Genomic DNA, 19,832 nt, shown 5'->3' with positions numbered 1-19,832 from the left:
TGAATGCCTTGAGTTCAGACGGTGGCCTTAGTTCGGCGTCACCTTCTTGTCGTCGTCGGACGACGGTGCGGCCGGGGCCTTCTTGTCGTCAGCGTCGGTCGACGGCTTGGCGGCCGGCGTGTCCGAAGGAGACGGCGCCGCGCTGGACGTCTCCGGTCCCTTCGCCTTGCCGTCGAGGAACGAGATTGCGTACTGCAACTGCGTATCCTTCGCCGCGTCCTTGTTCACGTAGGACGGCGAGCCCGAGGGTTCCGCCAGATCGTCGTCTTTCGTCTGGTCCGGATTGCTCGGGTTCTTCAGATGGCCGCGAAGGCTCGCTTCACCGCGCGGCTTTTCAGCAGCGATCTTGTCCTTCAGGTCATCAGGCACAGCCTCGGCGACGTTGATATCCGGATCGATGCCCTTAGCCTGGATCGACCGGTTCGACGGCGTGTAGTAGCGCGCCGTCGTCAGACGGATTGCACCGTTGGCGCCAAGCGGAATGATCGTCTGCACCGAACCCTTGCCGAACGAGCGGGTGCCGATGACCGTCGCACGCTTGTGATCCTGCAAAGCACCAGCAACGATTTCAGACGCCGAAGCCGAACCGCCGTTGATCAGCACGACGATCTTCTTGCCGTCGCTGATATCGCCGGGACGCGCGTTCGCACGCTGCGTCTCTTCGTTGTTGCGGCCCTTGGTCAGCACGATCGCGCCCTGCTCCAGGAAGTCGTCGGACACCGCGATCGCCTGATCGAGAAGACCGCCCGGATTGTTGCGCAGGTCGATGATGTAGCCCTTGATGTTCGGACCAATTTCCTTGTCGAGCGTCTCGACGGCCTTCACGAGATTGGCGTGCGTCTGCTCGTTGAAGGTCGAGATCTTGATGTAGCCGACATCGCCTTCGACATGCGACTTAACCGGGTTGATGCGGATCACGTCGCGGACGACCTTGACGTCGAACGGCTCATCTTTGCCCTTGCGGACGATCGTCAGCGTAATGGGCGTATTGACCGGACCGCGCATCTTCTCGACTGCCTGCTCGAGCGTCAGGCCCGAGATGGCTTCGTTGTCGAGATGCGTGATGAGGTCGTTGGCCATCAGGCCGGCCTTGGATGCAGGCGTATCGTCGATCGGCGAAACGACTTTGATAACGCCGTTCTCCATCGTCACTTCGATGCCGAGACCACCGAACTCGCCGCGCGTCTGGACTTGCATATCCCGGAAATTCTTCGGGCTCATATAAGACGAGTGCGGATCGAGCGACGACAGCATGCCGTTGATCGCCGATTCGATAAGCTGCGTATCGTCGGGCTTGTCGACGTAATCGGAGCGAACGCGCTCAAGAACGTCGCCGAAAAGATCGAGCTGCTTATAGAGTTCGGAATTCTGCGATGACGTCGCCGAGTACGTCTGGGTGACATTCAGGAGCGTTGTCGCTCCGGCCAAACCCGTCATCAGCAGGAATGTCCAGAATGCATAGTCTGTCTTGCGCATTAGCCTTGTACCTTCTGCTGACCTGATGCCCACCAGGGATCGGGATCGATAGGACGTCCATCTTTACGAAGTTCAACGTATAATACGGGTCCGCTTACTGGTGTCGCGGACGACGAATTCTTTTGACCACCACTCATTGTACCGACGGGCTCTGCGGTCAGTACGAACTGTCCCGGCTGAACATCGATCTGCGATAGGCCCGCGAGCAGAACATGATAGCCGTCGCCTGCATTAATGATCAAGAGTTGCCCATAGCTGCGAAATTCGCCAGCGTAGACAACCCAGCCATCGCATGGCGACGTAACTTGGGCGGAATACCGCGTCTCGATGACAATCCCCTTGGATTGTCCGCCAAATTGCGTTTTCTCGCCGAATCCAAGGGCCCGCCGCCCCTGGGCCGGTAACGGCAGTTTGCCGCGCGCATCCGAAAACGGGATGGCCGGTTTGATGCGGCCCGGGCTACCGGGAATGAGCGACGCTCCCCCCGGCTCAAGCTCAACCATCGCAACCTTCTGGCCGTTGGGGGCAGTGGCGGCAGACGCCGGCTGCGTGCCTTGAGCCACAACCTTCGACGCCGCGGCGGCCGTTGCCGCTTTCGCTGCTGTTGCAGGCGGAGGCGCAGGCTGCACCGACGGCGTCGCCTCGGCGACCTTGGCAGTTTTGACCGCAGCGTCGTCGGCCGGTGGCGGCTTGATGATCTGCGGTCCCGATGCCGGAGCAGCCAACGCCACCTGCTGGCCCTGCGACCGCTGACGCGCTTTCAGCTCTTCATCGTACGTGCCGAGTCCGGTCTTTTCAGAAACGGCCGTGTCGAGCTTGTTGATGAGATCGGAAAGGCTTGTGACACTCTTGGAAATGTCCGAGGTCGCGGTGCGCACCGACGCAAGCTGCGATTTCCGGTCCTGCAACGTCAGCTTCTTGGCTTCCATCAAACTCGCGAGCCGAGTGCGAGCTTCATTGAGCCGGTCCGTCTCGGCCTGAAGTCGCGCGCCTTCGGTGCGAATGTTGCCCATTACGCGCTGCAGATCGGCGAGCTGCGTCCCAAGCGCCACCGCCTGATCTCTGAGCCCCGGAAACGCCGACGACAACAGCATGGCGCTGCGAACCATCTTGAGCGCATCCTCGCGTCGCGTCACGAGAACCGGCGGCGGGTTGCGCCCCATGCGTTGAAGCGCACTGAGCAGCGCCGCGATCTCGACATGCCGCTGCGCCAGCGAGCCGCGAACGATCCGCTCCTGCTCTTCGAGTTCCGACAACCGGCCTTCGATCGCGGTCATCTTGCCTTCGCTGCGCTGAATGAGAGCAGCCGTATCGATAAGCCGGCCATTCAACTGCTCGCGTTCCGCATCGAGCTGCGCGACGTCCGATTGGATCGTCAGCTCCTTGGCCGCGTTAACGTCGAGCTCGTGCTTCTTTTCCTGCAGGACGCGCTTAGCCGTCTCGGCATCGGTCGGCAGCGGATCCTCGGCGAACAGCGGCGACGGCAGCAGCGCGAACGACAGCGCCAGCACGCCGGCAAAACCCACGCGTCCGCTCACGTCGCCGATGCGAGGCCGAAACGTCCGCAACGCAGGTTGGTTCTTTGACACGAGGCCTCAGGTTGATGGGCGCATAGGACCGGTAAGGACGGATCTCGCCCGCCTTGAAACCGGTTGTGCGAATGATGCGGCTGAAAAATTAAGGGATTTGCAGCGGAGAGCAAATTTCAAATGCGTAATGCTATGCGGACGGACAGTCTTCGACGCCTTGGCCACTTGCAGATTGCCCTGCCCCTCCGGAAGGCTTAAGCACATCGTTCGATTTCGCTGCGGACAGGCTGAATGCAATATTTTCTCTATCATGCCACTACGGTTGCCGTTTTTGCCGTTCTGATCGTCCTGCTCTTGGGCTTGTGGAACATGATGCGCGGCAGCAGCCCCAACCTGAGCCAGAAGCTGATGCGATGGCGCGTCGGGCTCCAGTTCGTCGCGATTCTCATTATTCTTGCCTACGTCATTGTGACCCACTAATGGCCGAAGTGCCCTTCGGGGCGTCACCGCCGATTTTTGGCGAAACAAGATAAACCGGATTTGAGACGATGGTCGTACTCAATCGCATCTATACCAAGACCGGCGATGCCGGCACGACGGCACTAGGAACGGGCGAGCGCGTCCCGAAAACGTCCCCGAGAATAGCGGCTTACGGCACCGTGGACGAAACAAACGCGGCCGTCGGCGTCGCTCGTACCCACCTCGCCGGGAGCGAACCTGACGTCGACGCCATGCTCCTTCGCATCCAGAACGACCTGTTCGATCTCGGCGCCGATCTCTGCGTTCCTGACAAGGGTGAAAAGCTGGCATACGAGCCGCTTCGTGTTGCCGATGCCCAGGTGACGCGCCTCGAAGCCGAGATCGATCAGATGAATGCCGAGCTGACGCCTCTGCGCTCCTTCATTCTTCCCGGTGGCACGCCCGTAGGCGCCGCCTTGCACGTAGCGCGCACCGTCTCGCGCCGCGCCGAGCGGATGATGGTCGAACTGGCCGCCGTGCCCGGCGAAGCGGTCAGCGCGCCGGCCCTGAAATACATCAACCGTCTTTCCGACTTCCTCTTTGTCGCAAGCCGCTACGTCAACGACCGCGGCAAGGGCGATATCCTGTGGGTTCCGGGGAAAAATCGCTGACGCCAAAGCCCTGCACGCATGGGCAAATCGGCACAATCCCAAGCTTCGCAATATTCTAAGAGATGACGCCCGCCATTAGGCGAAAGACTTATCCAAGGCTGGCCTTGTTAACCTCCGCCGCGACGCAAGCGACGATTGACTTGAACCCAACCCAACCTTAGCTTTCGCTCTTCGCAGTTGCGAAAATCGCGCTTTTTTGCTGGAACTTGAACCCCGCGGGCGCGTCCCGCTCGACCCGCGAGCGGAAATGCACTGTGGAGAAACCCGCGTTCGTCCGAAGCGCGGGAAACAACAAACAGGGGAGCGCCAGAGGATCTGGCGGAAGGCATGAAGATCGTAGTGCCGGTCAAACGCGTCGTTGACTACAACGTTAAAATTCGCGTCAAGCCGGACGGCTCTGGAATCGACCTGGCGAACGTCAAGATGTCGATGAACCCGTTCGATGAAATCGCCGTCGAAGAGGCTGTGCGCCTTAAGGAAAAAAGCGGCGCCAAAGAGGTCGTTGCCGTCTCGATCGGATCGGCCAAATCTCAGGAAACGCTGCGCACCGCGCTTGCCATCGGCGCCGACCGCGCCATTCTGATCGAAACGCCTGAAGGCGCCGTCGTCGAACCGCTCGCCGTCGCCAAGCTGTTGAAAGCGCTGGTCGAAGCCGAAAAGCCCGATCTCGTCATCCTGGGCAAGCAGGCGATTGACGACGACAGCAATCAGACGGGCCAGATGCTCGCAAGCTTGCTCGACTGGCCGCAAGGCACGTTTGCCTCGAAAGTCGTGCCGGAAGCAGGCTCCATCACTGTCACGCGCGAAGTCGATGGCGGCTTGGAAACGATCAAGCTCAACCTGCCGGCGATCGTCACGACTGATCTGCGGCTCAACGAGCCGCGTTATCCGTCGCTGCCGAATATCATGAAGGCCAAGAAGAAGCCGCTCGATGTCAAGAAGCCGGAAGACTTCGGCGTCGACATCGCACCGCGGCTCAAAGTTTTGAAGACTGCCGAACCGGCGACGCGCAAAGCAGGCGTCAAGGTCGGCAGCGTTGCAGAGCTGGTCGAGAAGCTGAAAAGCGAAGCGGGAGTTCTCTAATCATGACGACACTTCTCCTCGCCGAACTTTCCGGCAAGACACTCGCACCTGCCACTGCCAAAGCGCTTTCCGCGGCGAAGGACCTTGGCGGAGACGTCCACATCCTGGTTGCTGGCTCCGACGTTGGTAGCGCCGCCGAGACCGCAACCAAGCTCGCAGGCGTTTCGAAGGTTCTCGTCGCGGACGCCCCTCAGCTCGCCAATGGATTGGCGGAAGAGGTGGCCGCGGTCATCCTGTCGATTGCGAAGGATTATTCCGCCATCGTCGCCGCCGCGACGGCGTTCGGCAAAAACGTTTTGCCGCGCGTCGCAGCCAAACTCGACGTGATGCAGATCTCCGACATCACCAAGGTCGTCTCGCCCGACACGTTCGAGCGTCCGATCTATGCCGGCAACGCCATCCAGACCGTGCAGTCGGCCGAACCGGTGAAAGTCATCACCGTCCGCACCGCTGCGTTCGCGGCCGCGCCCGAAAGTGGCTCTGCCGCCGTCGAGACGATTTCGGCCCCGGCTGCCGTGGGCATCTCGACCTTCGAGAAGGCCGAGTTGTCGAAGTCGGATCGCCCGGAGTTGACGTCCGCCAAGATCATTATTTCCGGCGGCCGCGGCATGGGCAACGGCGAGAACTTCACGAAGTATATCGAGCCGATTGCCGATAAGCTCGGCGCCGCGATGGGTGCTTCGCGTGCTGCCGTCGATGCCGGTTTCGTGCCGAACGATTGGCAGGTCGGCCAGACCGGCAAGGTTGTCGCTCCCGATCTCTATATCGCGGTCGGCATCTCCGGCGCCATCCAGCATCTCGCCGGCATGAAAGACTCCAAAGTCATCGTTGCGATCAACAAGGACGGCGATGCGCCGATCTTCCAGGTCGCCGACTACGGGCTCGTCGCGGACCTGTTCCAGGCGCTGCCCGAGCTTGATGCCGAACTGCAGAAAGCCAAGGCCTGAGATAAACGCGCTAGACAACATCGAAACCCGCGAGGACCCGACTTCATGTCGCAAGCTCAGAAGCTGATGGAAAAAGGCAAGGTCAGCGTCCAGCCTGCCCGGACGATCAGCAAGGTCGGCGTCATCGGCGCTGGCCAGATGGGCAGCGGCATCGCCCACGTCGTGGCCCTCTCGGGGTATTCGGTCGCGATCAACGACCTCAAGAAAGAGTCCTACGACAAGGGCATTGAGGTCGTCACAAAGAACATGGCGCGCCAGGTCTCCAAGGGCCTTATCAGCGAGGAAGCCCGCGATCAGGCGCTTGAACGCATCTCGTTTGCGCCGACGCTCGAAGCCTTCGGCGACTGCGATCTCGTCATCGAAGCGGCCACCGAAGACGAAAGCCTGAAACACAAGATCTTCGCCGCGCTCTGTCCGCACCTGAAGCCGACGGCGATGCTGGCGTCCAACACGTCATCGATTTCGATTACGCGTCTGGCGTCCGGCACCGACCGCCCGGAAGACTTCATCGGCATGCACTTCATGAACCCAGTGCCGCTGATGGAACTCGTCGAATTGATCCGCGGCATCGCGACGGAAGACGAGACGTTTGCTACAGCCAAGACCTTCGTCGAAAGCCTCGGCAAGAAGACGGCCGTATCGGAAGATTTTCCGGCCTTCATCGTCAACCGCATTCTGCTGCCGATGATCAACGAGGCCGTCTACACGCTGTATGAAGGCGTGGGCACCGTCGAAGCCATCGACAAGGCGATGAAGCTTGGCGCCCACCATCCAATGGGCCCGCTCGAACTCGCCGACTTTATCGGCCTCGACACCTGCCTGAGCGTCATGCAGGTGCTTTATGAAGGCCTGTCGGATTCGAAATACCGCCCCTGCCCGCTTCTCGTGAAATACGTTGAAGCCGGCTGGCTCGGTCGCAAGACCAAGCGCGGCTTCTACGATTACCGCGGCGAGAAGCCCGTCCCGACGCGCTAAAACATCAACTTCCGAAAAGCCCGCTGACCGCGCCAGCAACGCCGCCGCGTTCGATCAGCGCCCCCAGCCCCGGATAGACGACCAGCCACGACAGCGCCGCGATCGAAATCGTAACGGCAATCGCGATCGGCCATGCCATCCCCCAGAACCGCCGATGGCTTTCGGTGACGAACACCAGGATGGCAATCAGCGTCAGCACCGCCAACCCTTGCCATAGCGTTCCGAGATCGACGGCAGTTCCATTTTTCAGCAAGCCGACTGCGAGCAAAAAGAAAAAGATCGCGACAAGGCTCGACATCAGCGCGCCATAGCTGACGCTCAAAACGCAAAGCTTCACATATGACATCGGCGACCGTTTCCGCGTCCCGAGCCACCGGCAAACGTAATATTGGATCGGCGTCAGGATCGCCATGCCGACGTATTGCACGATCTCGTTCGTGATGACCGCCGAACTGTTCGCCGTGTTGGGCACATGAAACAGCGCCGCAAAGGCGCGCGGCAGCAACACATAGATGAGGGTCATCTGCGCACCGACCGTGGCCGTCAGAAAACCCCACTGCGAGCGATAGGTCGGATCGTCCGTCAACCGGATGATGGTATCGACAGGATGGCGCAGAAACGACAGCCCGACGGAGAGAATACCGTTGCGGCCATGCGAGCTGAAAAATTCCGACGACAGGCTGCCCCAGCCTTCGGAGCTTGGCGCCGGCGCTGACGCCGCGGCCGCTTGGGTCCCGCAGGAAGTGCAGAATTTTCCTTGCAGTGCCGTCCCGCAGTTGGCGCAAAAACGCGCGCTTGCCATTCCCGCCTCGGTCATGATCGTGCCCCCACGCACCGCTCAGGTCCGGCGCACCTTTAGCATGGCGGCCCGACGCCAGAAACTGGCGCCTGCGGACATTCCACGCTATGCAGCGCCAACGCCGTTGGGATGGAATAAAAACATGGTTCATACGAAGCGCGTCGCTTTGGTGACGGGCGCAGGCTCCGGCATCGGCCGCGCAGTGGCCCTGAAACTTCAGGCCAACGGCTTTGACGTCTCGCTGCTCGGCCGTCGCGTCGATGAACTACAAAAAACGGCGGACGCCGCAACGCAGGACGGCGGCAAATGCCTCATCGCGCCTGCTGACGTCGCGGATGAAACGGGGGTCGCAAAAGCCTTCAACGCAACCCGCGAAACGTTCGGCCGCCTCGATCTTCTCTTCAACAACGCCGGCACCTTCACGCAAGGCGTTCCGATCGACGAACTGCCGCTCAGCGAATGGAAACGCGTTGTCGATGTAAATTTGACGGGATGTTTCCTCTGCGCCCGCGAAGCCGTTCGCATTATGAAGGCGCAAGATCCCAAAGGCGGCCGCATCATCAACAACGGCTCGATTTCGGCTCAAGTCCCGAGGCCGTTTTCGGTGGCGTACACGGCAACGAAGCATGCCATCACTGGGCTGACGAAGTCTCTTTCTCTCGATGGCCGCGCCGACAACATCGCCTGCTCGCAAATCGATATCGGCAACGCCGCAACTGACCTGACATCAAAGATGGGCAGCGGCATTTTGCAAGCAAACGGCTCGACCATGGTCGAACCGCGCATGGACGTTTCGCATGTGGCGGATGCCGTGCTCTACATCGCCAACCTGCCCCTCGACGCCAATGTTCAATCTATGACGCTGATGGCGACCACGATGCCCTTCATCGGCCGGGGTTGATATAAAATCCAAACTATCCGCTTCTGCTTCAGCGAGAGAGCTTCGGCTTCGCTTCCGTCGTCAAAAAACCCGTCAAATCCCGCGTCAGGTAATGCACGTGCTCGGGAAGCTCGCGCCACTCGCGCACTTTCAATTGCGCCGGATGGTCGATGTAGTCGGAATGAACGAGCACCGTCGTCATGCCGAGGCTCGACGCCGGTTCCAGATTGTGCGGCATGTCTTCAAACATCGCCGCACGCGCGCCGGAAACGGCGTGAAGCTTCAGCATTCTGTCGAACGCTTCGCGCTCCGGCTTCGGAACATAATCCAGCGCCGCGATATCGCAGATATCCTCAAACAGATGCAGCACGCCGAGCTTCTGCGCCACGTTCTCGGCATGCCGCCGTGAGCCGTTGGTGAAAATCAACCGCCGCCCCGGCAGCGCGGCGATCGCCACGGCAAGATCGGGCAACTCCGGCACCACCGACAAATCGATGTCGTGCACGTATTCGAGAAACGGTCCTGGCTGTAGTTTATGCACCTTCATCAGGCCCGCGAGCGTCGTGCCGAATTGCCGGTAATACGCCTTCTGCAAATGCCGGGCGTGTTCACGCGGCACACCCAGCGTTTTCGCGATAAAGGCGCTCATGCGCTGATCGACTTGCGCGAACAGATCGCACGACGCCGGATAGAGCGTGTTGTCGAGATCGAAGATCCACGTCTCGACGTGATCGAAACCAGGTCGCGTCATGGCTGCAGCCGGCAAGCCTGCCTGTCCTGCCGGAGCTGCCATTAGCTGCGGCCCTTCTTGCGCTCGGCCCGTTTGACGAGGGTGCCGACGCCATGCTCGGTGAAGAGTTCGAGCAGCACGCAATGCGGCACCCGCCCGTCGATCACGACGACGCCCTCGACTCCTGCTTCGACGACTTCGATGCAGCCCTCGATCTTCGGGATCATGCCGCCCGAGATCGCGCCTTTCTTGATCATCGCTTTCGCTTCGTCGATCGTTAGACTCGGAATGAGCTGCTTGTTCTCGTCGAGGACACCCGTGACGTCGGTCAGCAGCAAGAGGCGCTTGGCTTGCATGCGCGCCGCAAGCGCCGAAGCGAACGTATCGGCGTTGACGTTCAGCGTCTCGCCTTCGCGGCTGATCGCAACCGGCGCGATGACCGGAATGAGATCGGACTTCGAAATCACTTCAACGATATGCGGATTAACTTCCAGCGGATCACCGACGTACCCGATATCGACATGCTTCATGATGTTCGACTGCGGATCGGGCATCTCCGTGATCTTTTTCGCGATCATCAGATTGGCATCTTTGCCCGAGATGCCGACGGCCTTGCCGCCCTGCCGGTTGATCGCCGACACGATCTCTTTGTTGATCTTGCCCGCGAGCACCATCTCGACGACTTCGACGGTCGGCTTGTCGGTTACCCGTAGCCCGTGGACGAAATCGGATTTGATCGCGAGCTTCTGCAGCATATTGCCGATCTGCGGCCCGCCGCCGTGCACGACGATCGGGTTGATGCCCGATTGCTTCAGATAGACGATATCCTGCGCGAACGCCTTGAACAGCGCCTCATCGCCCATGGCGTTACCGCCGAATTTGATGACGACGTTCTTTTCGTCATAATCAATGAGGTGCGGAATCGCTTCCGCGAGAATGCGCGCCTGCTGATGCGCTGTCAGCGGACTTTCGGCCGACGAAGCGGCTTGAGTTGCGGCAACTTTTTCCGAGAGAGGTTTCGCTGACGTCACGAGTTTCCCCCTATGGCCAAAATGCACCGCCTGGCGGGGAGCCGGGCGCGTTGTCGCGGTCTTATAGCGGCTCGGTGGCGGGTCTCAATGGATTTCCAGGCGTTGCTGCCCTGCGGGCGGTCCTGACGCAGGTAAACGCCCGCCATCTGGGGACGAAAACCATTCTCGGCCTGCCAACGCGCGTGCCATTGCTATAACCTTGCCATCAGCGTGTGTTTTCGACACGCTATCGCAACGAGTCTTGGCCAGTCTGCCCGTCTTGGCCTTCGTTTCAGGAGATGTCGTGGGCGTGACGGCACCAGATATTACCCAAATCCCGATGTCGTCTGAACTGGCGGCAACGCTGGCGCGCGGCGCCGAGTTTGCCGGCGCGACGGGGGCGTCAGAGGTGTCGCTTGAGCATTTGCTCGCGGCCCTTTGTGACGATCCCGATGCCGTTGCGGTGCTCGACGCGAGCCATATCAGCGGTGAACGGATCAAAGGCGACGTCATTTCCCGCGTGCTCGAAGGCACTCCGAGCGGCGCTCCGCCGCAGGATTCGCTCGGCGTCTCGGCCGAGGTTCGCCGCATTCTCGAAGCCGCGGCGGCCGCCGCGCGTGGCAGCCGCAGGCGTGACATCAACGGCGCCATCGTGCTCGCAGCCATCGTCGGCGATGCCCGAAGCGTCGCCGCTGAAATCCTCGAAGCGCACGGCTTGACCTTCGAAAACGCCATTCGTGCGCTTCAAGCTGCGCTCAATCCGCCGCGTGAAGCACCGGCGCCGCCACAACAGCCCCAGCCGCCCGTCGCCGACGACGTCCTGGCCCGCGCCCGCGAACGCGTGCAGTCGCGCTCCGCGCCGTCTCTGCGCGACATCATGAAGGACATGCCGCGGCATCCGTTATCCGAGCGCTCCGATCCGCTGCCCGTCGCTCCGCCGTCGGCGCACGATCCCTCTCCGCAAGCGGCGTTTCCGGAGCAGTCCCAACACCCAGATCCCATCCCAGCGCCGCCATTTCCTCAGACCCCCGCATTCGACGGGCCATTTGGCCGGGAAGCGTCCAGCGGGGAGCAGGGCGAGCCGATCGGTCCGCCGGCACCGCATTCGTTCGACGCCGGCCCCGGTGCAGAGCCGCACCAAGCCGAACCTTTAAGGCCGTCTCCGGCTGCAGCCGAGCCTGCGCCCATGCCGTCGCGGCCGTTTTCCGCACCGTCACCCGCCTCTCAGGAACCGCGTCTGCCGACCGGCGTCAGCGAGCCGAGGCCAGAACCGCGGCATGAACCATCGTTCGGGGGGCCCACTCCTGCCTCGGATCATGGCCCCGGCCAGGGTGCGGGACCACGCCCGGGTCCCGGCATGACGCCGTCCGGGCCAGGCCAAATTACTGCCCCGGCGCCGTATCCGCGCGAGCCATCCCTACCGCTGCCCTCACGGCAACAACCTGGTTCCGGTGCGCCGCCGCAGGGCCCACAAGCTTTTCCGTCGCCCTATCAGCCGGCCGGAGGCCAGCAATCGGCAACTCCTGGACCGACTGGAAATCCAGGCGCCGCCCCTCCACACCAGCGCGGCATGTTCGATCTGCCGCCGCGCCCACAGCCCTCGTCCGTCCAGCCGCCGCCCATTCCAGCGCCGGGCTTAGGTGGTCCGGCATCGGGCCGGACGCGTCCGGAAGGACCAGCCCCAATGCAAGGCGGATCGCCGCAATTCGGGCCGCCCGGACCGAGCCTGTCGCCAACAGGCCCGATGGGCGCGCATCCAATGAGCGCTCCGGGCGCCGCGCCTGCACCCATCCAGGGTCAGCGACCGAATCTCGGGCAGGACACAGTCTTTCGTCCCGGCGCACCGATCGGCGCGCCTACAGCGCCGCAGTCGCCGGCACCGCCGCAAGCCCAGCGCCGCGCTCCCGCACCGAAGCGTGGCAAAGGCGCGAACGTCGAAACCGGTCAGCTTGCTGAAAACATTCCGCGCTCGATGCGCGTCGGCAAAACCGTTCGCGCCGAGATCCGCATCGCGAAATCGTCCGTGAAGGCGCTGACGGAAGGTCTCGACGGCGGCGGTCAGGTCTGGCAGCACACCGTCGCCGTGACGAAGGCGATGTCGGTCCGCATCCGCGCGCCCGATGGCGGCTTCTATATCGAATCGACCTCGCCTGAGACGCAGTGGATCGAGAGCAATCTCGGCTATTCGAGCGATGATTTCGCGAGTTGGCGCTTCAACATCACGCCGCAGTATCGCGGCTGGTCGGATCTCCAGATCATCGTCTCGGCACGCTCGATCGGCGCTGACGGCGTTGCCGCTGAAACGGCGCTTCCCGATCAGATCGTCGAAGTGAAAGTTCGCGCCAACATCGGCCGCACCGTCGTTCGCATTTTCAGCTGGACGGTCGCAGCCGTGATCGGCGGCGCGCTCGCGACGTTCGGCGAGTCAGGCATGGCGATCGTGACGACGTTAATGAAGAAGTTCGGCCACTGAGCCTTAGCTGCCGTGGGATGCAAGCAGCTGCGCGATCGTTCCGCGCAGCTCTTCGAAGCCCAGGGCTTTTTCCGACGACGTCAGAATGAGCTGAGGAAACGCCGCCGGGTGTTTCGCGAGCGCCTTCTGCGTCCGCTCGGCGACTTTTTCGAGATCGGTCTTGCTGATCTTGTCGACCTTCGTCAGCACCACCTGATAGGACACCGCGGCGCCATCGAGCAGCGCCATGATCTCATCATCGACCGGCTTCAGCCCGTGCCGCGCATCGACCAGCAGGAACACGCGCAGAAGCGTCCGCCGCCCAGCGAGATAGGCGCGCAGCACCTTATTCCACGCCGCAACCTTGTCCTTTGGCGCTTCCGCGAAGCCATAGCCCGGCATATCGACGAGATAGAGCTCGTCATTGGGCTCGGTGAAAAAGTTGAGGTCCTGCGTGCGGCCCGGGGTGTTCGAGGCGCGCGCCAATCGAAGCTGTCCGACAAGCGCATTAATCAAGCTCGACTTGCCGACATTCGACCGGCCTGCGAACGCGATTTCCGGGCGGTCGTCGGGCGGGAGATGATCGAGATCGGGCGTGCCGCGCGAGAACGTCCACGCGCGCGTGAAAAGCCGCCGTCCATTCTCGATCTCATCTGCCGATAGGGTATCTGTTTCAGCCATGACCAGGCTCCAATTGCAAAGGCCCGGAACGAGCCGGGCCTTTGAGAAAAGCTACTTGCCGGAGCCGCCGGTACCACTGCCGCTCGCCCCGAATAGTCGTAACAATGGTGCGAACGCGCGCTTAAGATTCCCGAACAAATGAATCTCCGCGCCGCTCCTCTTGTTGATCAGGAGCTGCTGGCAGATCGACAGCGTGTTGCTCCACGCCCAGTAAATCACCAGACCGGCCGGGAAACTTGCCAGCAGGAAGGTGAACATCACCGGCATGAACTGGAAGATCTGCTGCTGGATCGGATCGGGCTGCGGCGGGTTGAGCTGCATCTGAACCCACATCGTGATGCCCATGACGAGCGGCCACGCACCAATGTGCAGGAACGTCGGCACATCATATGGCAGCAGACCGAAGAGGTTGAACACGGTCGTCGGATCCGGCGCCGACAGATCGTGAATCCACCCGAAGAACGGCGCGTGACGCATGTCGATGGTGACGAACAGCACCTTATAGAGCGCGAAGAACACCGGGATCTGCAAGAGGATCGGCCAGCATCCCGCCAGCGGATTGATCTTCTGCGTGCGGTAGAGATCGAAGATCTCTTTCTGCTGACGCTGCGTATCGTCTTTATACTGCTCTTTGATCCGCTGCATTTCCGGCTGCATCTTCTTCATGCGCGCCATGCTCTCGTACTGCTTGCTCGCGAGCGGATAGAACGCCGCCTTCACGATCACGGTCAGCACGAGAATGGTGATGCCGAAGTTGTGCACCACACCGTTGATCATCTCCATCAGGCTGAAGAGCGGCCGCGTGATGAAATAGAACCAGCCCCAGTCGATCAGCCGGTCGAAGCGCAGAATGTTGAGCGCCTTTTCGTACCCGTCGATCAGCGACACTTGTTTGGCGCCGGCAAAAAGATGGCCTTCGACGCCCTTGCGCTCGCCGGGCGGAACCGTTACCGCGCCGAGCAGATAGTCGGTCTGGAAAGCATCGCGGCCTGCCGGATCGCGCGCCGGAAGCGCTGAATACATGGCGCGATAGGGCGCCGTTTGATTGGGAACGAGCGCCGTCGCCCAATACTTGTCGGTGATGCCGAGCCAACCACCGACGACGTTTTCGAACGTGCGCGGCACGCCTTCCTTGACGGCGTTGGCGTAGGTGTCCTCGATCAGGCCGTGATCGCCCGAAACGCCAACGAGACCTTCATGCAGAACATAATAAGCGTGATCGGGCGGATGGCCGCTACGATGCACGCGCGCATACGGCAGCAGCGATATATCGCTGCTCGTCTTGTTCTCGACCTCGTCGACGATCTTGAACATGTAGTCTTTGTCGAGCGAAATCATGCGATGGAAGATGACGCCCTGGCCGTTGTCCCATTCGAGGGTAACGGGCGTCTCCGGCGTCAGCTTCGCGCCGCTTTCGACTTTCCAGACGGTATCGCGATCCGGCACCCTGATCGTCGAACCGACCTGCGGCACCCAGCCGAACTCCGCAAAATAGGGATCGAACGACCCCGCAGGCGACAGCAGCGTTACCATCGGGCTGTTGGGATCGACCGTCTCGTGATATTTCCGGAGCACGAGGTCATCGATGCGGCCGGTCTTGAGATCGATCGAGCCTTCAAGCGACGGCGTCGAGATCGGTACGCGCGGCGTTTCCTTCAAAATTTCTTCGCGTGATTTAACCGGCAGACCAGTCGTCGGCTGGCCGCTCGCCGGTACGCTCGCAGACGGTCCCGCGATCGGAGCGTTCGCAACGTTCGGCGGACTTTCCGATGTCGCCGTGCCCTTGTTCTGCGCGTCGAGCTGCTTGTTATAAGCCTGCTTCGCCTGCTCGTGCTTGATCTGCGGTGCTGCAAAAAAATACTGCCAACCGATCAACACAAGGATCGACAGCACTACGGCGATGATCAGGTTGTTCTGGTCTTTTGGATCGCTAGGCGTGCTCATCAAATCCTCGAACTGGAGCGGGCTTCTTCAGGCCTTTTGTTGCCCGGAAGCGATGGAGGAAACTGGTCATAAAGGGAAGAAGACACCCAGTCACGCTGACCCTTTTTTGTCAGTTCGGTCGGCGTGGCGCGACTTAACACTGTGCAATGCGGCGAGCGCCCGATTGACGTCGCCGAGCAGCAGATCGAACGGCCGGTCAAGCGCGGCATGCCGAGCGACCACGACATAATCGCAGGCGCCCAGGCTCTTCGCCTTGGTTTCAGCGGCGAATGCCGCTTTGAGACGCCTGCGGATACGGTTCCGCGTAACGGCATTACCGATTTTCTTGGTGATCGTGAAACCGAAGCGCGGCCCCGCAGAATCGACAAAGCCGCCGCCACGCGGGGTGGCAGCGGAGCGTTCGCGCATTTCGATCAGGAATGCCGGCGTGGATTGACGCCGACCGCCGCGGACAGCGAGAAATTCGGATCGCGCCTTGAGCGTTGGCAAAATAGGAATGACAGCCTCCAGAGCCGCAAGACGCGGGCAGCGGGGCCTAGGCGTTAGACCCGATTAGGCCGAAAGACGCTTGCGGCCCTTCGCGCGACGGCGTGCCAGAACCTTCTGACCGCCGGCCGTCAGCATGCGTTTGCGAAATCCGTGGCGGCGCTTGCGGACAAGGCGGCTCGGTTGATATGTGCGCTTCACGGAAGTCTCCGTCCAAGTCTCTCAAAGCCACCGGTCCAGGCGCTTACCGCGCCGGCCCAAGCAGCATAATTGCTATTATTTTTCCGATGTTTACAAAAACGCGCCGCCTGGGCAAAAACCCCAGCCGATTGCGCATGTCTCCGGAATTCGGGCTCTTATAGTGGGGCTGCGCGGGCAAGTCAACGCAGGCCGTGCGCGCGCCAACGATAGAAAACGCCGCCCGCTTGCATTTGCACATCGTCGAAATTGGCCGACATCTGCTCGTATCCCCCCATTTCCGGCAGGGGATAGGCCCGATCTCCAGCGTGAAAAGTCGCGCCGCCGTATTAATCTAATCGCTATGGCCCCGCGATGACCGGATACCTTTCTCCATGCCCAAGGATACTGTCGAACCCCATCCCGAGACGCACACCGTCAATGCTGACTTCTGCGTCATCGGCGCTGGCGCGGGTGGCGTCGCCGTCGCGACGACGGCAGCTGCGTTCGGACAGCGTGTCGTGCTCATTGAAAAACACAAGATGGGCGGAGATGGCCTCAACTACGGCAGCATTCCCGCCAACGCTCTTTTGGCCGCCGCCAAGCGCGCCCAAGATATGCGGACCGCATCGCCCTTCGGTATTCGCGGTGTCGAACCGCTGATCGATCATGCGGCAGTAAACCGCTACGTCACCGACGTCATCGCCCGCATTGCGCCGAACACGACGGTCGAGCGCTTCGGCGGCATGGGCATCCAGGTGATTTCCGCCGCCGCCAAATTCCTGAACCCGACCACAGTTGCCGCCGGCGAATATCGCATCTCCGCGCGCCGCTTCGTCATCGCAACGGGGTCTTCGCCAATCATCCCGCTAATTCCGGGCTTGGCCGACGTTCCCTATTTCACCAACGAGACGATCTTCGATAACAACGCGCCCATTCCGCATCTCATCGTCATAGGCGCCGGGACGACAGGCATCGAACTGGCGCAGGCCCATCGGCGCCTCGGCTCCCGCGTCACCGTCATCGACGCTGCCCACGCGCTTGGCGATGAAGATTCTGAATTGGCCGTCGTGTTGCTGACGCAGCTTGCCGCGGAAGGCATCGTATTCCTCGAAGGCGTCCGCATCACGCGCGTCTCCGGCACGGTCGGCAATGTCGCCGTCGAGATCGCAGGCAACGAAAGCGAAACGGAACGGATCGAAGGCTCAGCCATTCTCGTCGCCGCAGGCCGCAAAGCCAACGTCGCCGACCTCGGCCTCGACAACGCCCGCATCAAAGTCGCCGGCAACGCGATCAAAGTTAACGAAAGCTTGATGACCACAAACAAGCGCGTCTATGCCATAGGCGATGCCGCAGGCGGCCTTCGCTTCGCACACGTTGCCGCCGAGCAGGCCGACGTCGTACTTCGCCGCTCCCTGTTTCGTCAGTCGGCAAAAACGGTTGGCCGTTCCGCGCCGCGCGTCGTCTTCACCGAACCGCAATTCGCGTGCGTCGGCTTGAGCGAGGCGGAGGCCAGCACTAAATACGGCCGCGTCAATGTTCTGCGCTGGCCCTATCACGAAAATGACCGCGCTCAGATCGAGCGTAAGACAGAGGGCCACATTAAAGTCATCACGACGAAGCGCGGCCAAATTCTCGGCGCGGCCGTCGTCGGCGCCGAAGCCGGAGAAATCATTCAGATGTGGTCGCTCGCCATTTCCCAGCGCCTCAACATCAAAGCGATGACGCAATGGATCTCGCCCTATCCGACGTTTTCCGAGATCAGCAAAAAAGCGGCGATCCGTTACTTTGCAACAGTGCCGAGTAACCCCTTTTTGCGTAAAGTCATCGCGTTGCTCGCGAAGCTCGGTTAATGATCTCCGCGTAGGAGATGCTCGGTCCAGTGCAGCGCGCAATTTTCAACGGCGACGATAAAAACAACAAGGACGCCAAGGGAGCGGCTTCCGTCTTCATGGCGCCGTGGCGTGCCGTGGCGCGCTTCTGGGAAAGCCGTGGCCTCCCGACCAAACTCATTCTGCTGACGGCCATCTTCGTTTTGGTCGCCGAAGCCCTGATCTTCTTGCCATCGATATCGAGCTATCGCGTGACCTGGCTGCAGGAACGCCTGACGGCCGCCCAGCTTGCAGCACTGGCATCGGATGCGTTCCCAGGAGGTCAAATCCCTTCGGCTCTGCGCGCCGACCTTCTCCGAACTGCACAAGTGAAGGCGATCGCCTCGCGCACCGTCAACGAACGCCGTCTTGTCTATCCGCCCGACGGCGACCTTTCGATCGACTACGTTTATTACCTGCCGCCCGAATCCAATTCCTTCTGGCAAAGCCTGTCGACGCACATCGAGCAGGCGCGCGACGCCGTGACGACCCTGCTATCGAACGATCGCACCATCCGCGTCATCGGCCACAGCGGCCCCGACAACAATAGCCTGATCGAGATCGTCATTCCCGAAGCGCCGCTGAAAGCCGCGATGATCCGCTACGGCATGAACATCCTGTGGCTCTCGATTATCCTTTCGCTGCTGACGGCCGTCGTCGTCTATTTCGCGCTGAGCCGCCTGTTCGTGAAGCCGCTGACGCAGATCACGACCAACATGCTGCACTTTTCGGAGAACCCCGAAGACCAAAGCCGCATCATGCCCGACACCGGCCGCCGCGATGAAATCGGGGTTGCCGAGCGCGAACTCGCAAGCATGCAGCGCCAGCTTTCGAGCTTGCTCGTACAAAAGAACCGCCTCGCGCAACTCGGCATGGCCGTCTCGAAGATCAACCACGATCTCCGCAATATGCTGGCAAACGCGCAGCTGATCTCCGATCGCCTCGTCGCCATTCCCGATCCGACCGTGCAGCGCTTCGTGCCGAAGCTGATCGCCTCGCTCGACCGCGCCATTCAGTTCTGCAATTCGTCGCTCAAGTTCGGCGGCGTATCGGAGGCCGCGCCCCGGCGCGAACTGATGCCGCTGAAACCGCTCATCGACGAGGTAGCCGACAGCCAGGGTCTGCCGCGGGAAGGCACCGTCGCTTTCACGACCGACATCGACCCTGCACTCCTGATTGATGCGGACCACGAGCACCTGTTCCGCGTCCTCTCGAACCTCATCCGCAACGCTGTGCAGGCCATCGAGAGTATCGATGGCAAAACGGATGGCGAGGTGCGCGTCATCGCCCACCGCGAGAGCCGCAAGGTCATTATCGATGTGATGGATAACGGCGCAGGCGTGCCGCAGAAGGCACGCGAGAACCTTTTCAAGGCCTTTCAGGCTTCGACGAAGAAGGGCGGCACCGGCCTCGGGCTCGCCATCGCGGCGGAGCTTGTACAGGCCCACGGCGGCAGCCTGACGCTCGTCGACAGCGAAATCGGCGCCCGCTTTCGCATCGAGTTGCCGGACCGACCTGTTGACTGAGCAAGCCGGAGATCAGCCTTTCACGCGCGAGCGCGGCGAGACGTCACGATGCTTGTGAAAGAGGGGTCTTGCGCTCGCCGCCGTGAGCCACTAGAGAGGGTTCCTTCGTTGCCCGGCCTTACGGCCGGATGGGCAT

The 19,832-nt window shown here is 61.3% G+C and carries 18 protein-coding genes; 9 read left to right on the top strand and 9 right to left on the bottom strand.

Annotated features, from left to right (window positions below; translation table 11 throughout):
• Positions 1-27 precede the first annotated feature (27 nt).
• Positions 28-1,476, bottom strand: a complete 1,449-nt coding sequence (locus ACLB1Z_RS01760) for a S41 family peptidase (RefSeq protein WP_409561771.1) — start codon at positions 1,474-1,476, stop codon at positions 28-30.
• Positions 1,476-3,065 carry a murein hydrolase activator EnvC family protein gene (locus ACLB1Z_RS01755; RefSeq protein ID WP_409561770.1) on the bottom strand — a complete coding sequence of 530 codons (1,590 nt, stop codon included), beginning with the start codon at positions 3,063-3,065 and terminating at the stop codon, positions 1,476-1,478. The genes ACLB1Z_RS01760 and ACLB1Z_RS01755 overlap by 1 nt, the downstream gene beginning before the upstream one ends.
• A gap of 231 nt (positions 3,066-3,296) precedes the next feature.
• Between ACLB1Z_RS01755 and ACLB1Z_RS01750 the strand changes: the two genes are divergently transcribed.
• The 5 genes from ACLB1Z_RS01750 (at position 3,297) to ACLB1Z_RS01730 (ending at position 7,140) form a co-directional block, all read left to right on the top strand.
• A complete protein-coding gene (locus ACLB1Z_RS01750; protein ID WP_013950485.1) occupies positions 3,297-3,485 on the top strand; it encodes a twin transmembrane helix small protein in 189 nt (62 codons plus the stop codon).
• A 68-nt stretch (positions 3,486-3,553) separates the two neighbouring features.
• Positions 3,554-4,135, top strand: a complete 582-nt coding sequence (locus tag ACLB1Z_RS01745) for a cob(I)yrinic acid a,c-diamide adenosyltransferase (RefSeq protein WP_409561769.1) — start codon at positions 3,554-3,556, stop codon at positions 4,133-4,135.
• Between the two features lie 327 nt (positions 4,136-4,462).
• The gene (locus tag ACLB1Z_RS01740) at positions 4,463-5,218 is read left to right on the top strand and encodes an electron transfer flavoprotein subunit beta/FixA family protein (protein WP_409561768.1); all 756 of its coding nucleotides are present in this window, start codon (positions 4,463-4,465) and stop codon (positions 5,216-5,218) included.
• A 2-nt stretch (positions 5,219-5,220) separates the two neighbouring features.
• Positions 5,221-6,165, top strand: coding sequence for an electron transfer flavoprotein subunit alpha/FixB family protein (locus tag ACLB1Z_RS01735; RefSeq protein ID WP_409561767.1), 945 nt, complete (start codon positions 5,221-5,223; stop codon positions 6,163-6,165).
• A 45-nt stretch (positions 6,166-6,210) separates the two neighbouring features.
• Positions 6,211-7,140 carry a 3-hydroxybutyryl-CoA dehydrogenase gene (locus tag ACLB1Z_RS01730; protein WP_409561766.1) on the top strand — a complete coding sequence of 310 codons (930 nt, stop codon included), beginning with the start codon at positions 6,211-6,213 and terminating at the stop codon, positions 7,138-7,140.
• A gap of 4 nt (positions 7,141-7,144) precedes the next feature.
• Here ACLB1Z_RS01730 and ACLB1Z_RS01725 read toward each other — a convergent pair whose 3' ends face one another.
• Positions 7,145-7,957 carry a hypothetical protein gene (locus ACLB1Z_RS01725; RefSeq protein WP_409561765.1) on the bottom strand — a complete coding sequence of 271 codons (813 nt, stop codon included), beginning with the start codon at positions 7,955-7,957 and terminating at the stop codon, positions 7,145-7,147.
• 124 nt (positions 7,958-8,081) lie between these two features.
• Between ACLB1Z_RS01725 and ACLB1Z_RS01720 the strand changes: the two genes are divergently transcribed.
• Positions 8,082-8,840 (top strand): SDR family oxidoreductase, encoded by a 759-nt coding sequence (locus ACLB1Z_RS01720; RefSeq protein WP_409561764.1) that lies wholly within the window; start codon positions 8,082-8,084, stop codon positions 8,838-8,840.
• Positions 8,841-8,868: 28 nt separating this feature from the next.
• Here ACLB1Z_RS01720 and ACLB1Z_RS01715 read toward each other — a convergent pair whose 3' ends face one another.
• On the bottom strand, positions 8,869-9,612 hold the full coding sequence (locus ACLB1Z_RS01715; RefSeq protein ID WP_409561763.1) for a pyrimidine 5'-nucleotidase: 744 nt from the start codon (positions 9,610-9,612) through the stop codon (positions 8,869-8,871).
• Positions 9,612-10,580 (bottom strand): acetylglutamate kinase, encoded by a 969-nt coding sequence (gene argB / locus ACLB1Z_RS01710; RefSeq protein ID WP_409561762.1) that lies wholly within the window; start codon positions 10,578-10,580, stop codon positions 9,612-9,614. The genes ACLB1Z_RS01715 and argB overlap by 1 nt, the downstream gene beginning before the upstream one ends.
• A 289-nt stretch (positions 10,581-10,869) precedes the next feature.
• On the opposite strand from argB, the gene ACLB1Z_RS01705 reads away from it, so the two are divergent.
• On the top strand, positions 10,870-13,032 hold the full coding sequence (locus tag ACLB1Z_RS01705) for a Clp protease N-terminal domain-containing protein (RefSeq protein WP_409561761.1): 2,163 nt from the start codon (positions 10,870-10,872) through the stop codon (positions 13,030-13,032).
• 3 nt (positions 13,033-13,035) lie between these two features.
• On the opposite strand, the gene yihA is transcribed toward ACLB1Z_RS01705, so the two are convergent.
• The 4 genes from yihA to rpmH all read right to left on the bottom strand — a co-directional run bounded on the left by yihA (position 13,036) and on the right by rpmH (position 16,323).
• Positions 13,036-13,692, bottom strand: coding sequence for a ribosome biogenesis GTP-binding protein YihA/YsxC (yihA, locus tag ACLB1Z_RS01700; RefSeq protein WP_409561760.1), 657 nt, complete (start codon positions 13,690-13,692; stop codon positions 13,036-13,038).
• A gap of 51 nt (positions 13,693-13,743) precedes the next feature.
• Positions 13,744-15,636, bottom strand: a complete 1,893-nt coding sequence (gene yidC, locus ACLB1Z_RS01695; protein WP_409561759.1) for a membrane protein insertase YidC — start codon at positions 15,634-15,636, stop codon at positions 13,744-13,746.
• 90 nt (positions 15,637-15,726) lie between these two features.
• On the bottom strand, positions 15,727-16,125 hold the full coding sequence (rnpA, locus tag ACLB1Z_RS01690; RefSeq protein ID WP_409561758.1) for a ribonuclease P protein component: 399 nt from the start codon (positions 16,123-16,125) through the stop codon (positions 15,727-15,729).
• Between the two features lie 63 nt (positions 16,126-16,188).
• Positions 16,189-16,323, bottom strand: coding sequence for a 50S ribosomal protein L34 (rpmH, locus tag ACLB1Z_RS01685; protein WP_024275086.1), 135 nt, complete (start codon positions 16,321-16,323; stop codon positions 16,189-16,191).
• 371 nt (positions 16,324-16,694) lie between these two features.
• Between rpmH and ACLB1Z_RS01680 the strand changes: the two genes are divergently transcribed.
• Together ACLB1Z_RS01680 and ACLB1Z_RS01675 are read left to right on the top strand one after the other, a co-directional pair.
• On the top strand, positions 16,695-18,152 hold the full coding sequence (locus tag ACLB1Z_RS01680; protein WP_409561757.1) for a dihydrolipoyl dehydrogenase family protein: 1,458 nt from the start codon (positions 16,695-16,697) through the stop codon (positions 18,150-18,152).
• A gap of 29 nt (positions 18,153-18,181) precedes the next feature.
• Entirely contained in the window at positions 18,182-19,696 is a 1,515-nt protein-coding gene (locus tag ACLB1Z_RS01675) for a sensor histidine kinase (protein WP_409561756.1), read from the top strand.
• Positions 19,697-19,832 lie beyond the last annotated feature (136 nt).

The organism is Hyphomicrobium sp. MC8b (assembly GCF_905067615.1).
GTDB lineage: Bacteria > Pseudomonadota > Alphaproteobacteria > Rhizobiales > Hyphomicrobiaceae > Hyphomicrobium_B.
The sequence above is the reverse complement of the archived record's forward strand: the minus strand, read 5'-3'. Positions and strand labels throughout refer to the sequence as shown.

Coding starts and splice junctions, on each gene's coding strand:
- ACLB1Z_RS01760 (WP_409561771.1), bottom strand. CDS start 1,476: ATGCGCAAGACAGACTATGCATTCTGGACATTCCTGCTGATGACGGGT.
- ACLB1Z_RS01750 (WP_013950485.1), top strand. CDS start 3,297: ATGCAATATTTTCTCTATCATGCCACTACGGTTGCCGTTTTTGCCGTT.
- ACLB1Z_RS01745 (WP_409561769.1), top strand. CDS start 3,554: ATGGTCGTACTCAATCGCATCTATACCAAGACCGGCGATGCCGGCACG.
- ACLB1Z_RS01740 (WP_409561768.1), top strand. CDS start 4,463: ATGAAGATCGTAGTGCCGGTCAAACGCGTCGTTGACTACAACGTTAAA.
- ACLB1Z_RS01735 (WP_409561767.1), top strand. CDS start 5,221: ATGACGACACTTCTCCTCGCCGAACTTTCCGGCAAGACACTCGCACCT.
- ACLB1Z_RS01730 (WP_409561766.1), top strand. CDS start 6,211: ATGTCGCAAGCTCAGAAGCTGATGGAAAAAGGCAAGGTCAGCGTCCAG.
- ACLB1Z_RS01725 (WP_409561765.1), bottom strand. CDS start 7,957: ATGACCGAGGCGGGAATGGCAAGCGCGCGTTTTTGCGCCAACTGCGGG.
- ACLB1Z_RS01720 (WP_409561764.1), top strand. CDS start 8,082: ATGGTTCATACGAAGCGCGTCGCTTTGGTGACGGGCGCAGGCTCCGGC.
- ACLB1Z_RS01715 (WP_409561763.1), bottom strand. CDS start 9,612: ATGGCAGCTCCGGCAGGACAGGCAGGCTTGCCGGCTGCAGCCATGACG.
- yihA (WP_409561760.1), bottom strand. CDS start 13,692: ATGGCTGAAACAGATACCCTATCGGCAGATGAGATCGAGAATGGACGG.
- yidC (WP_409561759.1), bottom strand. CDS start 15,636: ATGAGCACGCCTAGCGATCCAAAAGACCAGAACAACCTGATCATCGCC.
- ACLB1Z_RS01680 (WP_409561757.1), top strand. CDS start 16,695: ATGCCCAAGGATACTGTCGAACCCCATCCCGAGACGCACACCGTCAAT.